The sequence below is a fragment of the Pedobacter psychrodurus genome, from assembly GCF_032678585.1.
Classification (GTDB): Bacteria; Bacteroidota; Bacteroidia; order Sphingobacteriales; family Sphingobacteriaceae; genus Pedobacter; species Pedobacter psychrodurus_A.
Genome location: NZ_JAVTSN010000040.1, coordinates 21,244 through 40,113, shown reverse-complemented (window position 1 = coordinate 40,113; position 18,870 = coordinate 21,244). Strand labels below are relative to the sequence as shown.

The window sequence follows — 18,870 nt, the reverse complement described above, 5'->3', positions numbered from 1 at the left end:
ACTTCGCATATGATATTAATTGTTGATGATGATATAGCTGTAAGGACGTCACTTTCACTTCTTTTAAAAAGCACTGGAAATGAAATCGTTACTACAGACAATCCTGTTCAGGCTTTTGAGGTTGTTAAAACCCAGAAGCCTGAACTGGTTATTTTAGATCTGAACTTTTCGATTGATACTTCTGGAAAAGAGGGAATGGAACTCCTCAAAAAAATGAGGTCTTTTGATACTTCCCTACCCATTATCCTGATTACAGGCTGGGCGAGTATCGAACTTGCAGTACAGGGAATGAAACTGGGTGCAAACGATTTTATCAATAAACCATGGAACAACGACTATGTATTGCAATCAGTAGAAACATTATTACAGTTAAACGGTAAAAAAGCAATCTCCAGAAGCAGAAAAGAACTGGATAAAAAATATAACTTCAAACAGATTATTGGTGAAGACCCGGGTCTGTTGGCTATTCTGGAAACCATCGGGCGGGTGGCTTCCACAAATGCTTCCATACTCATTACCGGCGAGAGCGGAACCGGAAAAGAACTGATCGCCGAGGCCATCCACGAAAACAGCAACCGCGCAAATAAACCTTTTGTTAAGGTAAACCTAGGCGGTATTTCTTCTTCTTTATTTGAGAGTGAAATGTTTGGCCATGTTCGGGGAGCATTTACAGATGCACGTTTCGACAGAACAGGCCGTTTCGAAATGGCAAACAAAGGCACTATATTTTTAGATGAAATTGGTGATCTGGAAGCCTCAAGTCAGGTTAAATTATTAAGGGTACTACAAGATAGAACCTATGAAGTGTTGGGCAGCAGCCGCACCAAAACGGTTGATACCAGAGTGGTTTGTGCCACCAATAAAAACCTTAACGAAATGGTAAACTCGGGATTATTTAGGGAAGATTTATTGTACCGCATTAATCTTATTACCATCCATTTACCTGCTTTAAGGGCCCGCCCGTCGGATATCCCATTATTGGTAAATTTCTTCATCAACAATATGAAAGAGATTTATAACCGTCCTGAATTGTCTATCTCCCCACCTGCCATGCGTTGGCTGCAGCAATTGGCTTTACCCGGAAACATCAGGCAATTAAAAAATCTTGTTGAGCGGACCGTTTTAATCAGCCATAAAAATGAGCTGGGAATTGATGATTTTCAATCTCAATTGAATTTATCTCCTTTAAAAAATGAGAAAGTAAAATTGCCAGGCGTTGGCACCATGACTTTAGATCAAATGGAGGCCGAAATGGTGAAACAGGCCATGAATTTCCATAAAAACAGGATTACCAAAGCCGCAGCCTCTTTGGGCATTACGCGAAACGCGCTGTACCGCAGGTTGGAAAAATATCAAATTCCTTTTAATGAAACTGAAGACTAAATATATCCTGTTTTTAGTGATCCTCCACCTCATCTGTCTGGTGATGAGTTACTTCATTTTCCAAGAAAATAAACTATTTTTCCTGGTAGCCGAAGTATTTATCATCATTTCGATCATAATTTCACTGAGTTTATACAAACAGTTAATTGCGCCGCTCACCTATTTAAAACAGGGCATTTCGGCCATAAAGGATAAAGATTTCAATGTTAAATTTGTAGCAACGGGCAAAAAAGAAGTAGACGAACTGGTTGATGTTTATAACCGGATGATTGATGAGTTAAGGACTGAACGGACTAAACAGCAGGAACAACATTTCTTCTTAGAAAAACTGATCCAAACCTCACCTACCGGGATTATTATATTGGATTATGACAGGCAGATCAAACAGATTAACCCAAAAGCAACTGAAATTTTAGCCGACAACCCAAATCTGCTTGAAAATCAGCTCCACGAAATGAAAACGGGCAGTTCTAAAATGTTGCGTGTTAATGGGCTGCACACTTACAAAATTCAAAAGTCAAGATTTATAGACCGTGGTTTCGAGCGGATTTTCATCATGATGGAAGAAGTAACCGCCGAAATTTTTGCTGCAGAAAAAAGCGTTTACAGCAAAGTAATCAGGATGATGGCACACGAAGTAAACAATACGGTGGGGCCTGTAAATTCAATCATCAATACCGCATTGGCCCAACAGGCGCTTTGGTTAAATCAAGAGGATTACCCCTTAAAAAATGCAATGAAAATTGCGGTAGACCGGAATCAGAACCTGAATATTTTTATGCGCAACTTTGCCGACCTGGTTAAATTGCCAGATGCAAACAGGAAGAAAATCGATCTGGTAGAACTGATCAGATCGGTATCTGACCTGATGTATTTCATAGCAAACGAGAAAGATATAAAGATTGAATTTGAAATAACTGAGGAGCCCTATTTCATCTTGGCTGATGTTGAACAAATGGAGCAGGCTCTGATCAATATTGTAAAAAATGCAATAGAAGCCGTCGAAAATAAGGGCACAGTTAAGTTTACCTTGGATAAAGCAAAACGAGCACTGATTATTTCCGATACCGGAAAGGGAATTTCTCAACAGGACACCGAACAATTGTTCAGCCCGTTTTTTAGCACTAAAAAAGATGGCCAGGGAATTGGATTAACCCTGGTACGCGAAATCTTATTAAACCATGGTTTTGAGTTCTCTTTAAAAACCATAAAAGAACACGAAACACAATTCTTGATCAGGTTTATGCTTTAGCTTATTATCAAAAAGGACAAATGAAAGTTCATTTTGGGAAAACTGATTGGTGTAGAAATGCCTTAAATTTGTGTTTAAAGTGAGTGTATTTAGTTACCTTAACAATCACCCCAAACCAAATAGCACCAATCTGTTCATGATAAAATTTTATCTTTCATTATTATTTGCCGCCTGCTGTTCTTTTTGTTTTGCACAAAACAATTCTTTAGAAAAAGAATTTATTACACCACCGGCTTCTGTTCAAACCAGTATCTATTGGTATTGGATGTCGGGCAATATTTCCAAAGCGGGTGTCATCAAAGATCTGGAAGCGATGAAAAAGGTGGGGATTAACCGTGCATTTATCGGTAACATCTATTTTGATCCCTATCCGGGCGGTCGGAATGTTAAATTAATGAGTGATGAGTGGTGGGACATTACCCATGCCGCATTAAAAAAAGCGTCAGAATTAGGCATTGAGATCGGGATGTTCAACTCCCCTGGCTGGACACAGGCCGGCGGGCCCTGGATCAAACCCAACGAAGCCATGCGTTACCTTGCCAGTACAGAACTGAGGGTAAAAGGGCCATTAAAGCTCAGCACCACCTTAAAAAAACCAACTGAAGCGTTCGAAGATGTAAAGGTAATCGCTTATCCTGCGCCTAAAGATGAACGATTAATCCTCGATCGATCAAATGCCAAAATCAACATTAATCCAGCGCTAAAAAATGCCGACAATTTATTTGATGGAAACCAACTTTCAGAAACCGCACTTCCAGAAAACCAAAATATTACAATCAATCTCAATACCACTAAAAATTTTACGGCACGCAGCTTAACTATCTACCCTTCGCATACCAATATTAATGCTTCATTCGAACTGCAGGCAAAAAAAAGCAGTCAATTTCAAACCATTTCCAAGTTCAATATCGATTGGCACCATTTGGCCTTAATTGTAGGTTTCCAGCCCTTCGCACCTGTCGTTATGTCGGTTGATGAGACAACTGCAAAAGAATTCAGGCTTCTGATTGTGAATAAACGTAATGAAAGCGGTATTGCAGAAATAACACTTTCGGCCGCACCAAAGATAGAAAACTATGCGGCGAAAACTTTTGCCAAAATGTTTCAGGATCCGCTTCCACAATGGGACTATTATATGTGGCGCAAACAACCGGAGGCAAAAGATTTATCGCGCAACATCAACCCGGCGAAAGTATTGGACATTTCAAAATACCTCAATGCTGATGGACAACTAAACTGGAAAGTTCCTGAAGGAGAATGGATCGTTTTGCGTACGGGTATGACCCCCACAGGCGTTACCAATAATCCAGGTGGTCCTGATGGCACAGGCTTAGAAGTAGATAAAATGAGTAAAGAACATGTTGCTACACATTTTGATGCTTTTATTGGCAAAATACTGAAACGCATACCCGCAAACGACCGCAAAACATTTAAAGTTGTGGTACAAGACAGTTACGAATCTGGAGGACAGAATTTCACAGATGATTTACTTTCATCTTTCAAAAAAACCTATGGTTACGATGCACTTCCTTATCTGCCGGCATATTTCGGAAAAGTAGTAGGCAGTCAGCGCCAATCGGATCGGTTTTTATGGGATTTACGCCGATTGATTGCCGATAAAATAGCTTATGATTATGTGGGCGGATTTAGAGAAATTTGCCATAGGTATGGTTTAAGTACCTGGCTCGAAAACTACGGCCATTGGGGCTTTCCGGCAGAATTTCTGATGTATGGCGGTCAATCAGACGCAGTTGGAGGCGAATATTGGCTACCCAGTAGCTCCCCTTCCTGGGAAAACGACCTGGGCAATATCGAAAACCGCGCGGCTTCTTCTTGCGCGCACATTTATGGCAAAAACTTAGTCTCGGCCGAATCGAATACCAGTGGGGGTCCGGCATTTTCGCATGTACCCGCTGATACCAAACAGCGTACCGACAAATATTTTGCCGAAGGAATTAACAATACCCTGCTCCATGTGTATGTTCATCAGCCCGACTCGACCAGATTCCCGGGCACAAATGCCTGGTTTGGAACAGAATTTAACCGCAACAACACCTGGTTTTCGCACATGGATCTATTTATAGATTACGTTAAACGCTGCAATTATATGCTCCGTCAGGGACTAAACATTGCCGATGTAGCCTATTTTATTGGTGAAGATGTACCTAAAATGACCGGAGTACAGGATCCTGCACTTCCAAAAGGTTATCAGTTCGACTATATTAATGCCGAAGTGATTTTGCGCGACGCCCAGGTTAAAAATGGTTTAATTACCCTGCCACATGGCACGGCATATCGGGTTTTGGTGCTACCCAAAATCAACACCATGCGGCCCGAATTACTTTCAAAAATCAAGCAGCTGATTGCTGATGGCGCGGTTGTTTTAGGTCCTCCTCCTGCGAGCTCACCAAGTTTAAAAAATCAGCCCAGCTCAGATTTCCTGGTAAAAAAAATGGCTGCAGAGATATGGAAAGGTATTGATGGCAATCATGTTACATCCGCTAAATTTGGCAAAGGCAGGATCTTTAACGGAACAAGCCTTGAAGCAGTATTCGAAAAAATTGGAACAATAGCAGATTGTAAAATCCCTGCTGAAATGCCCATCAATTTTAACCATCGTAAAACTGATGATGGATATATATATTTTATTACCAACCAGAGTGCAGCCGTTCAAAGTACCCCTATTGCCTTTCGTATCAAAGGCAAACAACCTGAATTATGGAATCCGATAGATGGTTCGATGCGTAAACTCCCCGAATTTTCCGCACAGGGAGACGTAACAGCGGTACCTATTGAATTACAGCCTTATGAAAGTATGTTTATCGTATTTAGAACAAATGGCAAACCTTCGATGGGTAAAAAGAATTTTCCCAAACCAATCAAAATCAAGGAGCAGAACCCCATTTGGGACATAAATTTCGAAGGAAAGCTTAGCAATCCAAAGCCTATACAACTAGCCAAGCTACAGGATCTTTCGAAATCGAATGATCCACTCATCAGATACTTTTCCGGAAACATCATCTACAACAGCGCATTTGAAATTGAGCTTTCTGATGTAAAAAACAATGATGTTTATCTCGATCTTGGTGAAGTAAACAATATGGCTAAGGTTTGGATAAATGATCAATATATTGGTGGGGTTTGGACGCCACCTTATCGCCTTAAAGTTTCATCGGCACTAAAACAAGGTCTGAATAAATTCCGTATTGACGTGGTTAACACCTGGGTAAACCGGATGATCGGCGATAAAATTGTACCAGAGAAAGAACGGGAAACCTGGTCGGGAATTAATCCTTACAACCCTGATTCGCCTTTGCAAAAAACAGGCTTGCTTGGTCCTGTAAAGCTAATCTATATCCCGATAAACAATTAAACTGGTAAAAAGTATCCTCGATATGATATTCCCTAAACCCATAATTTTCATTTTAACCTGTCTATTTTTACCACTAAGTGTTTTCTGTGGCGCACTAAAACCGGCTATACTACACGACCGAGACGGTAAAACCATTTATATCACAGCCCCAGATAAAAGTATTTCGGTACTGATCGATTATTCGAAGGGTTGTTTTGTAAAAGAACTTAATTTAAAGGGCAAGAATACGCTTGCTCCATCGGGAATTACAACTGGTGTCACTTTACAGAAAAATAATGTCACTTCACTGAGCTCGAGCCAGATAAAGGTTAAACAAAATGAATCGGCAATTACATTAAGTGGCATTACTTATGGTGAAGGTAAGACCAAAGTAACTGAAACCTGGATTTTTAAGGTAATCGGCGAACGCATTATTTGGGATATTGAGCGCACTTATGCTGACAATTTCCTCATGGAGGATCAGGCTTTTCCGCAATGGAACTTTGCCAGTCTTTCTACATTTAAGGCTGGAATACTTGATAACGGAGGTATGGTTTGGTGTAAATACCTTGAACACGAAAATGATACCTATGGCGTTCATACAGGTGGTGTAACCTTTTGGAATGCAGTATCGGGAGATGGGCTACAGATCAGTCCGAAGATTTCCAATGATCAAAAAATAGCTTCCAAATTCTCGCATGGTAAAATGGGTACATTTACCTTCACACAGATGGTTACCGATACACCACTGGCCCAACGTTACCACTTAAGCCGTTATATGGCAGGCTATTTTGATGTTTTTTCTCCTTCAATGGCAAAAAAAGGCAAAAGTACCGTTAGCCTTACTTTAGCCTATGTTGATTATTTTAAGACCTACTCGAGGGGTAAATTACCACAAATAGATACCATAGCGGTACGCGAGTTGTTGAACACCACCGGGCGATATGGTGTGGTAGACAACAATATTATTGGGGCAAATGGCTGGCTTACCAACTGGAAATGTCTCCACGAGCCATTTTTCGCACAGATTGGATTGGCTGTTAACGACCCGAACTACGATCGCAATATGGCTGCAACCCTTAACCAGGAGCGCGACGAAGCGATGTTAGCAGATGGCCGCGTACTTTCCAGATGGCACGATATTCCGGGCGATGAAATCAAAGGCACCTACAACCCTCAAACGGGCTACTATGAAGCGATGTGGGGTTACACGGTCGATTCGCAAACCGGTTATGTGATCAATGCCAGCGAACTGTTTGATCTGAACGGAGATACCACCTGGCTTAGGTCGCATCAAAAAAGTTGCGAAAAAGCACTCAACTGGCTGATCAGTCGAGATACCGACCACAATGGCATCTTTGAAATGATGAACAACAACATCGCAGAAAAAAAAGCCAGTGATTGGCTTGATATTGTTTGGGCCAGTTACGAAAACGCCTTTGTTAATGCACAACTATACGAAGCATTAAACTTGTGGGCAAACTGCGAAAACATATTGGGCAACAAAGCAGGTGCAGATTACTATTCGAAAGTAGCCGAACGACTTAAAACTGCGTTCAACAAAAGCACGCATGATGGTGGATTTTGGTCGGCCGAAAAGAAACAATACGTTTATTGGAGAGATAAGGATGGCAGTATCCATGGTGATAACCTGGTTACCCCTGTAAATTTCGCGGCCATCGCCTTTGGTATATGCGATGACCCTGGACGGATCAGCCAGATTTTAAATCAGATTGAAGAGCGTTCGAAGGCAGAAAATCTATTTCATTGGCCGTTATGCTTCGATTCGTTTAAAATGGAAGAAGTGAGCGGAGGAAACTGGCCTTTCCCAAAATATGAAAATGGCGATATTTTCCCAACCTGGGGTTACCTCGGCGTTAGGGCTTATGCGGGTTACGATAAATCTATTGCCTTAAAATACATCAATAACCTGCTTGCGCAATATAATAAAGACGGACTTTCTTCGCAAAGATATAGCCGTTTAACGCAAAAAGGGCTCGGTGATGATATTTTAGCTGGAATCAGTACCAGTATAACGGCGCTTTACCGCGATCTGTATGGATTAAGACCAAAATGGAACCGTATGGGTTTAGAGCCCAACATCACCAATAAACAAAACGGTACAACATTTAATTATGCCCTCAGAGGGACAGTTTATACTTTAATATTAACAGATCATAATTATTTGTTGAATACCACAGGATTTTCGGTAAACAGTACAGAACATTTTGGTGTAGGCAAAAAAGCAGATATACTCACTTACTACCACCAGAACAAGGAGACAATGGTAATGGAAATAAAACCTGCTACCCGCACCAAGCTCGACCTGAAAATTAATTTGTGGGATGAAAAAACGATCGAAGGGAAAATAAATTCAAAAGGGCTGTATTCTATAGCTATAAAAGGCTTAAAACCAGCCAGTGCTTACCTATTGCGCATTAACGGAAAAGAAAGTTCAGTTAAAAGCCAAGAAAATGGAACAGTAAACTTTAACACAAAGGGGAATCCAGTAGATTTTATGATAAAAACCATTTAACCCATCCCAATATTCTTCCCCAACCTGATTTAATATTGGGTTTATAACTATGCCAGATATATGCTCAGTGACTTGTATTCTTTTTAAAATATCATGTATTCAGAAATTAAAATATAACAATTCAAAAAATATAACAAACGTTAGCGGCTATTGATTAGGCTTGCATTTCATCTGGTAGTTGGTACCAAACAATTTAAAAAGTATTTATTTTATTTTTTTGTACAAATAACTAGCTTAGTAAAGCTTTTGCAAGCACAAACAAAAACACCGTATATGAATACCTCGACAACTGGTCCGTATAGCTGCGTAATTTTAGATGATGAGCCAATTATCACTAAGATTATAGAACGTTATATTTCCAATATGGAAAACCTTGAGCTTAAAGGCAGTTTTACAGATCCGATCGACACAATGGCTGCTTTTAAGGAATTTGACAAGATAGATTTCCTTTTTTTAGATATTGAAATGAATGTTTCTGGGTTTGATGTGGCAAGAATGCTGAGAAGCAGTGTCAGGTTTATTGTATTTGTGAGTTCGCACAGTACCTATTCGATTGATAATCTATCGAATGCCGACCGACTTTTGGTTAAACCTGTCGATTTTAGGGCATTTCATGATACTGTAAATGAGCTGATTTCGGGAGAAAACAGGCGGTAAAATCTATTTGTATAAATTTTTATTATAGTATAAAACGCCATAAAAGGTAATCTAAAATTGTAATCCTTAGCTAAATTACGATTAGAAATTTGGCACTCATCGAGTTTTTATAGCCATTCATGGAGCAGAACTGCCCCTCTAACTATTCCCCATTTCATCACATTCTATCTTGCATTAAATTTGTATCAATCAGACGAATCCAAATTTCGTGTCATGATTTGGCTTAAGAGGGAATTATAGTTAGGGATAAATGGTTTTCCCTCGCATCGTCCTGATTTAGATGATGTCTGCTATTTAAAAGAGGGGAAAAATACAGGGATATATGAAGTACCCTCTTTATTTGAAGTATTATTCAAATCTACCTATGTGGGATTAGTACCACTATAAACTAAATGAAGACAATAGTCGTCTATCTTCAAAAAACAGTAATTGTTATGGTAAAACTCAGGGGCTGGTGAAAACCAGTCCTTTTTTTTTGAAAAAGTCTTTTCCAGATTGCACATTGAGATAACTGTAAGGCTTAAATATTCAATCTATAAAATTTTAATACCCAGCCTAAAAAATATCACCGATCTAGTTAGATCTTCGATTCGAAAATTTTCATTAATAATCAGTTTGGGGAATAATGGGGAATTTTCTACCCAACATTATCGAAAGAATATCAATTCCGATTGCTGTAATCAGTATAAAAAATTTGAGGTGAGCATAAATTACCGCTATAAACAACGAAAAAGGCTGCATCCGCAGCCTTTTTACTCCTAAATTCGTTTACCACATTAATGGTAAACCTTACGTGAGCTATATTAAATGCAAACGGGATGCCGTTTAATTTAAGTGTGGTATAATGAGTCAATCAATTTCTGTTTCCGCTCTTCGCCTGTCTGATCGCTTGATCGTTAGTCAGGTTTAGACGGTACACAAAAGTTAAGCGGTACCTCGCAGCATTCGGAATGTATACCTGCGTAATATTAAAATCCTGTCCGGTTGTTGTGGTAGCAAATTTTCTTAGTTCGAACAGGTTGCTCACATCAAAGAGCAAACTTGCACGGTCTTTCCAAAAGTTCTGTGCTACACCCAAATCTATACCGTGAATAGCGGCTCTTTTACTCTGGGCAGAGTTGCGTGGACCCGAAAAATTATAACGTAACTGTAGGCTCGATTTACTGGGCAATTTTACCTGTGTACCAAACCTGCTTGTAAGCATATTTCCGGAAAAGGCAAAATCCTGACTATTGTAAAAACCCTGCTGACGGAAACGGTATGCATTCACTTCCATATTCATCTGTAACCATTTGTATGGATTATAAATGAATGAAAGTTCTAAACCTGAGCGTTGCTCCAAATCGATATTAACAGGTGTAGAAATAAAAAGTCCGTTTTCGCGGTAACTATAATCGATGATCAATCCCCTTTCATGCTGGTAATATAGTGATGGATTTACCGTTAAAGCACCGAAATGGGTGAGCATTCCCAGTTCAAATACATTTGCATAAGAAGGATTGAGCTCAGGATTACCCACATAACGTGAGTTAAAATCGGTGAGTTCGTTAAAAGGGTAAAGATCGTTTAGTGCGGGGCGGTTAATTCTTCTGCTATAACTCAGCTGTAAAGTGGTACCTTTTGCCGGCTCATAACCAAGATGTACAGTTGGAAACAGTTTAAAATAATTTTTCAGGTTATCGTAAACATTGTTCCTATCGGCTATTTTTACCCTGGTGTACTCGCCACGCAAACCCAGTTGATAAGAAAAGTGGCCCACTTTATTCTTCAATTGCATATAAGCACTTCCAATCAGTTCGTTATATACCACGCCGTTATCAATCCCGTCAATGGTTGCCCATCCGCTAGCCGTTTCGCTCTGGGCAATGAAATCGCTGGTCACACTCCTACTTTCACCTTTAATGCCGTAATCCAACACGGCATTGCTATCCAGGGGGATACTCATGTCGCTTTGCGCGGCAAAATCTTTATTCGAACCGATTGAGCTGGTGCGGATTTGTGGCAGTTGCTGTACAGCAGGTACAGTTTTTTGGGTTTCAAGATTCCAATCTTTATCACTGTTCCAAAAATCATACTGCATGTCTACCGTGAGTTTTTTCCCTGGTTTTTTAAAAAGCCTGGTATAATTAAATTCCAATTGGTTATAATCTCTGCGTTCCCACGATTCTGTATTTCGTTGCAGCGCACTGTCTAAACCCGCTCCGGCTTTTGAATAATCATAACCCAACCTCGATTTATCATGATCCTTAGTGGCGTTCAACAGGTATGCAAGCGTAAAGGTGTTCAAGCTATCGGCCTGATAATCGGCCCCGAAATAAGCCATCCGCCCATCATCGTGCCTGTTTTCATCCTGCCTTTGCTTAAGCAATACCGAGGTTCCGTTCTGCCTTACCGATTGATCGGTGGTATACAGCCCTACATAGTCTGAAAACCGCAAACCAATAGTAGAGAAAAGGTTGATTTTATTGGATTTAAAATTTAAACTGGGTGATATCCGCGTTTCATTCGGGGCACCTCCAACTAACCTGATCTGCCCGTTGAAACCACTCTTTTTATTTTTTTTTAGTATAATATTAATAATCCCTGCCGATCCTGAAGCATCATATTTAGATGATGGGTTGGTAATCACCTCCACCCGTTCTACCTGATCGGCAGAAACCTGCTCAAGCGCTCCGCCAGCTGTTAATCCCGAACGCCTTCCATTGATGAGCACCAATACACTGCTGTTTCCGCGGAGGCTTACTGCCCCACCAGGATCTACGGTTACCGAAGGTACGCCCGAAAGTAATTCAGTAACCGATCCCGATTGTGAAAGGATATCCTTCCCCACTTCGAATACCTTTTTATCGAGTTTTAAACTGATTGCTGATTTTTCTGAGGTAACGGAAACTTCTTTTAATAAGGTTGGGTCGGGATCCATCAAAACAGTGCCTAAATCGCTCGTTGTTTTTCCGTCTGTTAGGATTAATGCTTTGCTTAACTTCGCATAACCCATAAAACTGAACTGGATGGATGGCTTATTCCCACTGGAAAAAGTAAGCGTAAATTTCCCCTTTTCATCAGCCATGCCCGAAACCAGGTTTTTTCCATCTCCATCAACAATAACAATGGTAACGAAAGGGATTTCCGTTTTGGCAGACCTTTCTTTGATCTGGCCGGTTATGGTATGTTTTGGTGCCTGTGCAAAACAAAAAAACACTGGATAAAAGCTTAAAAAAAGAAGCGTTGTGATATATTTCATACCGCAAGATTAATGTACAGCCATACACCTTACACAAAAAAACATGCGAACGGCTCTATATCCTTTTGAAATGCACCAAGAGCGATTATCTTTATCCTACATTTGATTTATGAAGCCTCTCTTGTTTTTACTCTGCCTGTCTTTTTTATTTTCCTCTTGCAAAAGGCAGGTATGGTACGATGAATTTGATCCGGTTTTTAAAACTGGTGACAGTACCACATGGTCGGCTAAAAACTTAAATCAAAAAGGTTGGTCGGTAAACCGAGGCTTTACAGGCAAAAATATATTCTGGGCAAGAGCGAAGGTGAAGCTTTCATCTACTACAGGCGGACCACTTGGTCTTCAGGTAGATGCCTTTGGTGCTTACGAAATGTACTGGGACGGTGTAAAAATAGGCCATAACGGAAAGCTGGGTTCATCTTCAAAGCCAGAAATTCCGGGAACGGAATGTAAATATTTCCTTATCCCCGATTCGCTTGCACAGCCTGGCATGCACACCGTAGCCTTACGTGCCACTCAATTTAGTTATCCAAAACTGCAACGTGGAACAGGACTTAAACTCGATACCTATGCCAACCTGATCAAAAGACCGTTGGTGATGTCGTCGTTCATGTTCATCATGGCGGGCGCTTTTTTCATTGCCTTTTTCTACTATACCTTTTTATATTTCAACAGCCATAAGCGATCGTACCCTGTATTGATATTTGCGGTAATCTGTCTGCTCTTCTTTTCACTTTTGATTATGGAATATATCAAGTTCTATATCGAAATTCCCTACCCCCGCTTTTTTGTCCGTCTGGAAATTATTGGCTGGCTTACTTTTTCGATATCCCTGCTCGTTCCATTATATTTCAGCATCCAGTTTAGTTTAAAAAGAAAGATTTTACTGCTGGCTGCACTCTTGTGTGTGCTTGTTTTCATCTATATCTATCAATACGGTCATTACGATATTTCGGCCATGTATTATAGCTTCGCCATGTGGACTGCTACGATGATCATTATATCGGAGGCCGCTTACAGACAAGAAAAAGGTAGTTTTTTAATTTTGGCGGGGATGTTTGCCAGTGCGATCATGAACCATTACCTGGTATACGATTTTGGTATATTTATCTTTTATAGCTTTATTGTGTTTGCCATGCTTTACCTGCACACCATCAGGATGCGCGAAGTGGAACGTGAACATGAATCTTCACTCTTGCTTTCTTCGCGTTTACAACTGGAACTGATCAAAAAAAACATACAACCGCACTTTATTAAAAACACGCTCACCTCTCTGATCGATTGGGTGGAAGATTCGCCCAAAGAAGGTGTCGAATTTATTCATGCACTTGCAACCGAATTCGATATCATGAACAAAATCGCTGAAGAAAGCCTGATCCCCATCCGACAGGAAATTGCGCTTTGCCAAATGCACCTCAAAGTAATGGGTTTTAGAAAAGAAATTGCTTACGAGTGGGAAGATTGGGGAATAAAAGAGGAGGAAATGGTGCCTCCAGCGATTATCCATACTTTACTGGAGAACGGAATTACCCATAATGCACCCAATCAAAATGGAAATATCAGGTTTCGGTTGAGTTACATGGAGGAAAAAGGTAAAAAAGAATATGTTTTCGAAACTATTGGCGAAAACCGGGAACTTACGAACGGGCGCACAGGCGGTGGTGGCTTTAAATACATCCGAGCCAGGCTCGAAGAAAGTTATCCAGGCAGGTGGACTTTCAATTCTACGGCTTCTGACCTGGGATGGATCAGTAAAATAAACATTTCAGCGTCGACAATATGAAAATACTGATTATAGAAGATGAGGCACGTATTGCCAAAAGAATTGAGCGCATGACCAACGATTTTTTCGAAGGTAATGCCACGATCAGTATCTGTGATTCATTAAAAAAAGGAATTGATTTCCTTGAAAAAGAAACGATTGATATCCTCCTGTTGGATCTGAACCTAAATGGCCGTGATGGTTTTGAGGTATTAAGCACAATGACTTCGAGATCATTCCAAACCATTGTGGTATCGGCCAATACAGAACATGCACTTCGGGCCTTCGAGCTGGGCGTACTGGATTTTGTGCCCAAACCTTTTGATTTTGAGCGGCTTTCTCTTGCTTTGGGCCGAAGCATTTCTACAAAAAAAGAGATCAGCCATACCATACGTTACCTATCGTTGCGAAAAAGCGGAAGCATTAAACTCCTGGAATTAACTGATATTAGCCATATTCAGGGTGCGGGAATATACAGCGAAGTCCACCTTTTTAATGGCACCAAAGCATTACACGATAAGGGTCTGGATGCACTGGAAAAGATTCTGCCATCAGGTTTTGAGCGCATCCATAAATCCTATATTGTGCAAACCGCTCATGCCGATCAGATCCTCGTTTCATCGGGCAGCCGATACAGTTTACAACTTAAAAACGGTGAGGTATTGCCTATTGGGAGATCGCGTTATAAGGATTTTAAACAGCAGTTTGAAAAGGGAATTGATTAATTTCTTACTATTAAAGCATTAAGAAATATTTAAATTTTTCAATGGGCTTTTGGGCTTCGGACTTCGGACCCCTGACTTTCGGACTATTTTACCATTAAGCAATTAAGCACATTAAGATTTTACAAACGATAGCCATGGGTGATTAGTTGTTTCTATCTTCCATTAAAAACTACAAAGACAAAAACTCTTTTTATCATAAGAAATATTTAAATTCTGATCTGGGCGATCTCTCTTCGGACCCCGGTCACCTGACTTTCGGACTATCTTACCATTAAGCAATTAAGCACATTAAGATTTTACAAACGATAGCCATTGGTGATGAGTTGTTTCTATCTTCCATTAAAAACTACAAAGACACAAAAATTCTTTTTATCATAAGAAATATTTAAATTTTTCAATGGGCTTTTGGGCTTCGGACTTCGGACCCCTGACTTTCGGACTATCTTACCATTAAGCAGTTAAGCACATTAAGATTTTACAAACGATAGCCATTGGTGATGAGTTGTTTCTATCTTCCATTAAAAACTACAAAGACACAAAAACTCTTTTTATCATAAGAAATATTTAAATTTTTCAATGGGCTTTTGGGCTTCGGACTTCGGACCCCTGACTTTCGGACTATTTTACCATTAAGCAGTTAAGCACATTAAGATTTACCAGCGATCGCTATTCGTCATTGCAAATTGATTATTGGTTATTCTTTCAATCATTCATTTTCCATCTTCCCTTTTAACCGCAGAGTAAGCAGAAGAAAGGCGCAGAGGGCACGGAGTTGGGCGCATAGTTTATCTGCGTTTATCTTCTTGGGATCTGCGGGAACAAACCAATAGCTTATCATTTCCCGCAAATTATGCAAATTTACGCTGAAACCTGCTTCCATCATCACATATCACATCTTCCATCCTAATTGCCATCACATTGTCAACATGCTCCATTCTTACTTTTTGACCAATTTATATCCGATTTAGATCTTTTAAGCCAATGCCAGGCAAGCGAAATTTGCAACCGCTCTGAGTATTTTCGGGTAACCACTAAACCATCGTAAGGCACTCCGGCAGCGTTTAAAAAATTTATTATCATGTTAAAAAACACAATAAAGCCTGGCTCAAAAGGGTTTAGAACAGCAATGATCAGATTTGTTGTTTATGGAGCAATCATTTACCTCACAGCAGAATTCCTAAAATGGAATGTTACGCAAGAAATGGGTGCCAGCAAGTTCTCAGAAGATTCTATAGTAGAATCTGTTCAAAGCCTCCTGTTGTTAACTTGTGCGTTAATTTACCTGCGCGTATCCTTTAAATACAAATCGATATTTCCATTGGCATTTGGACTCTTCGCTTTTACTTTTGCTTCATTGATCAGGGAACAGGATGCTTTTTTAGATGAACACGTATTCGATGGTGCCTGGCAAACTGCTGCATTTGGCACATTGTTATTGGCGGCATTTCTTATTTACAGAAAAAAAGATGTATTTCTTTCCAACATGAATGATTTTGCCTCAAAATTCTCATTCGGAATACTCCTATCCGGCATATTTACCACCTATATTTTTGCCCGTTTATATGGCAGAAAAGTATTCTGGATGGCCGTTATGGAAGCACAATATACGCGTGATGTAAAAAATGTATCAGAAGAATCTTTAGAACTTTTTGGTTATGCCCTCATTCTGATTGCAAGTGTAGAGTTTTATTACTTTGCAAAGGCCAATAACATTATGACAATTCGTGGTACTGATGAAAACAGTAACCTGCAACATGTATATCTGAAAGTGGGCTCATAGCGTTTCAGTTTACATCTACGCCATTGCATTTGGCCGTAAAGGATGTTTGGAAATGTACCAGATTCTTTTTTTTTAGCGTTGAATCAAAAATTAACAAGAAAGCTTCCCGCCATGGGTGGCGACCAATCATATGGGTTATGAAACCTTCCCACCATGGGTGGCAACAAATCATAAGTACTTTGAAAGCTTCCCACCATAGGTGGCGTAGAATCATTATAAACAACTAGATCAGGTTTAACCGGCAGCGCGATGGAGCGCTCTTTGAACTGGTCATCATATCAAAATGGCCTGTGGGTACACGGGCCATTGATTTGATATTCTGATCTCCTGAATGATTTTATATCCTTTTAACATAAAAGGCAATAAAATCCTTCAGTCTGGTGTGTTTAACAAGGTAACTGAAACTGATGATACCAATTGTTGCGCAACTGATCCCGGCTAAAACATCGAGGGTATAATGGTGACTGGTATAAATGGCCGAAAACCAGATGCCGATCATCACCACCAAAAAGAAAATATTGATTTTCCCCAGTTTGTTTTTTAATCCATAATAAGCAACAATAACAGGGTATGACGAATGCAGCGATGGCATGGCCGCAAATACATTGGAACCTTTGCTGTATATCCCCTGAAAAAGCGTAATGTTAAAGAAATGATCGAACCTTGCCAAACCTGCGGTATTGCCTGCGGTTTTGGCTATAAAGGTAAAGCCATGCTCTTGCACATACCAGGGCGGTGCTGCAGGAAAAGCATAATAAACCACAAAACCCAACAAATTTACCCATACAAAAGTGAGCGAGAACCGAACAAACTGTTCTTTATTTTTAAAGAAAAGGTAAGTGGCAAAAGCCAGGGGAACCGGCACCCACATCAGGTAGAAAACACCTGTTAACACATCTAAAAATGTATTACTGTTCAGCTTCCAATATTCATTCGGTGTAAGTATTAGTCCATGGTAGGGTATGCCAAATATATTTCTTTCCAGTTCGTATATATCTTGAATGTGCACCGCATTAAAAAGGTAATTTGGAAAGGCCTTCATATAATCGAAAAGGATCCAGTAAACAATAAAAATCGAGAAACCGAGAATAAAACGCCTTGTTCCCTCGGAGATATAAAACAGGGTATTAAAAATAAAAATCAGCACAAGCTGATCGGTTTTAAAGCCGACCAGCAATGCTGATAACAATAGATATCCAACAGATATAGCAACTGTTAGATAAATATTCCGAATAGCATAAAAATTGTTTTTGAGCAAAATTTCTTGCTGCATATTATTTTTTCTCAAAATTAGATCTAAAAATGTGATCCCAAAAAGTCCAGCTTACGCCATATCCTTTGGTCGAATCGGAATAATGGTGCAGCATGTGGTGCTGTTTTAGCTGTTTCCAGAAACCGCTTTTAAAATTGGCATGATGGAGTGCATAATGTACCATATCGTAAAAAAGATAACCAATCATAAAACCCGAGAAAAATGGATAAACCGTAGTTTCTGGCAATAACCAATCGAAAAGAAAGTAAAAGCCCAAAGCCATAGGGATACTGGCTGAGGGCGGCATTACCAATCTTTTGGCATCGTTGGGATAATCGTGGTGTACCCCATGGAAAATAAAATGGATCTTCTTGCCCCACTCCGCATCTGGTTCGAAGTGGAAAACATAACGGTGCAGAATGTATTCGGTGATGGTCCAGATGCCTAGGCCGAGCAAAAACCAACCCGCAAAATTTAAAACGGGCATTTCGATTTGCCAAAGCGCTTTCCAAAAAAGAAAGGCAATCACCGGAACATACACGATCAACGGCACATAAAACCGGACTTTGGATAAACTTTCCATAAAGTCATTCTTAAACATCCTGATGGATGTGGTTGAATTTGAAACAAAATTCTTTTTCATTTGATAAAATTATTTTTAGTCTTCGACTACACTCAGACTGACATTCAATTCTATTTATGTTTGGCCGTCATTCATACAACCCTTTGTCATTCCGAACGCAGTGAAGAATCCCTAACCGATTAAACACGGAACCCAATGCATCACAAAAGATTCTTCGTTGCACTCAGAATGACAAACTGCTACAGAGCTCTCGGCTCCGTTGCACCCGATAGCTATCGGGTCCGCTCGAAATGACGATTCGCTGTCATTCTGAACGCAGTGAAGAATCTTTATAGCCAATACTCTTA

General features: G+C 40.0%; 11 protein-coding genes. 8 read left to right on the top strand and 3 right to left on the bottom strand.

Going from position 1 to position 18,870, the window contains the following annotated elements:
* Positions 1-9: 9 nt before the first annotated feature.
* From R2S57_RS22610 to R2S57_RS22590, 5 genes are all read left to right on the top strand, one after another.
* The gene (locus tag R2S57_RS22610) at positions 10-1,383 is read left to right on the top strand and encodes a sigma-54 dependent transcriptional regulator (protein WP_316847218.1); all 1,374 of its coding nucleotides are present in this window, start codon (positions 10-12) and stop codon (positions 1,381-1,383) included.
* Positions 1,367-2,635 carry a sensor histidine kinase gene (locus R2S57_RS22605; RefSeq protein ID WP_316847217.1) on the top strand — a complete coding sequence of 423 codons (1,269 nt, stop codon included), beginning with the start codon at positions 1,367-1,369 and terminating at the stop codon, positions 2,633-2,635. The genes R2S57_RS22610 and R2S57_RS22605 overlap by 17 nt, the downstream gene beginning before the upstream one ends.
* Before the next feature lie 136 nt (positions 2,636-2,771).
* Positions 2,772-6,008: a glycosyl hydrolase gene (locus R2S57_RS22600; RefSeq protein ID WP_316847216.1), complete on the top strand. Its 3,237-nt coding sequence runs from the start codon at positions 2,772-2,774 to the stop codon at positions 6,006-6,008.
* 22 nt (positions 6,009-6,030) lie between these two features.
* Positions 6,031-8,523: a hypothetical protein gene (locus R2S57_RS22595; protein WP_316847215.1), complete on the top strand. Its 2,493-nt coding sequence runs from the start codon at positions 6,031-6,033 to the stop codon at positions 8,521-8,523.
* Between the two features lie 273 nt (positions 8,524-8,796).
* Positions 8,797-9,180 carry a LytR/AlgR family response regulator transcription factor gene (locus R2S57_RS22590; RefSeq protein ID WP_316847214.1) on the top strand — a complete coding sequence of 128 codons (384 nt, stop codon included), beginning with the start codon at positions 8,797-8,799 and terminating at the stop codon, positions 9,178-9,180.
* 853 nt (positions 9,181-10,033) lie between these two features.
* On the opposite strand, the gene R2S57_RS22585 is transcribed toward R2S57_RS22590, so the two are convergent.
* The gene (locus tag R2S57_RS22585) at positions 10,034-12,421 is read right to left on the bottom strand and encodes a TonB-dependent receptor domain-containing protein (protein WP_316847213.1); all 2,388 of its coding nucleotides are present in this window, start codon (positions 12,419-12,421) and stop codon (positions 10,034-10,036) included.
* Between the two features lie 109 nt (positions 12,422-12,530).
* On the opposite strand from R2S57_RS22585, the gene R2S57_RS22580 reads away from it, so the two are divergent.
* The 3 genes from R2S57_RS22580 to R2S57_RS22570 all read left to right on the top strand — a co-directional run bounded on the left by R2S57_RS22580 (position 12,531) and on the right by R2S57_RS22570 (position 16,688).
* The gene (locus R2S57_RS22580; protein WP_316847212.1) at positions 12,531-14,204 is read left to right on the top strand and encodes a histidine kinase; all 1,674 of its coding nucleotides are present in this window, start codon (positions 12,531-12,533) and stop codon (positions 14,202-14,204) included.
* Positions 14,201-14,908 (top strand): LytTR family DNA-binding domain-containing protein, encoded by a 708-nt coding sequence (locus tag R2S57_RS22575; RefSeq protein WP_316847211.1) that lies wholly within the window; start codon positions 14,201-14,203, stop codon positions 14,906-14,908. The genes R2S57_RS22580 and R2S57_RS22575 overlap by 4 nt, the downstream gene beginning before the upstream one ends.
* A gap of 1,078 nt (positions 14,909-15,986) precedes the next feature.
* Positions 15,987-16,688, top strand: a complete 702-nt coding sequence (locus R2S57_RS22570; RefSeq protein ID WP_316847210.1) for a hypothetical protein — start codon at positions 15,987-15,989, stop codon at positions 16,686-16,688.
* A 337-nt stretch (positions 16,689-17,025) separates the two neighbouring features.
* Here the strand turns inward: R2S57_RS22570 and R2S57_RS22565 are convergent, their stop codons facing one another.
* Together R2S57_RS22565 and R2S57_RS22560 are read right to left on the bottom strand one after the other, a co-directional pair.
* Positions 17,026-17,961 (bottom strand): phosphatase PAP2 family protein, encoded by a 936-nt coding sequence (locus tag R2S57_RS22565; protein ID WP_316847209.1) that lies wholly within the window; start codon positions 17,959-17,961, stop codon positions 17,026-17,028.
* 1 nt (position 17,962) lies between these two features.
* Positions 17,963-18,583 carry a sterol desaturase family protein gene (locus tag R2S57_RS22560; RefSeq protein WP_316847208.1) on the bottom strand — a complete coding sequence of 207 codons (621 nt, stop codon included), beginning with the start codon at positions 18,581-18,583 and terminating at the stop codon, positions 17,963-17,965.
* Positions 18,584-18,870: the final 287 nt, after the last annotated feature.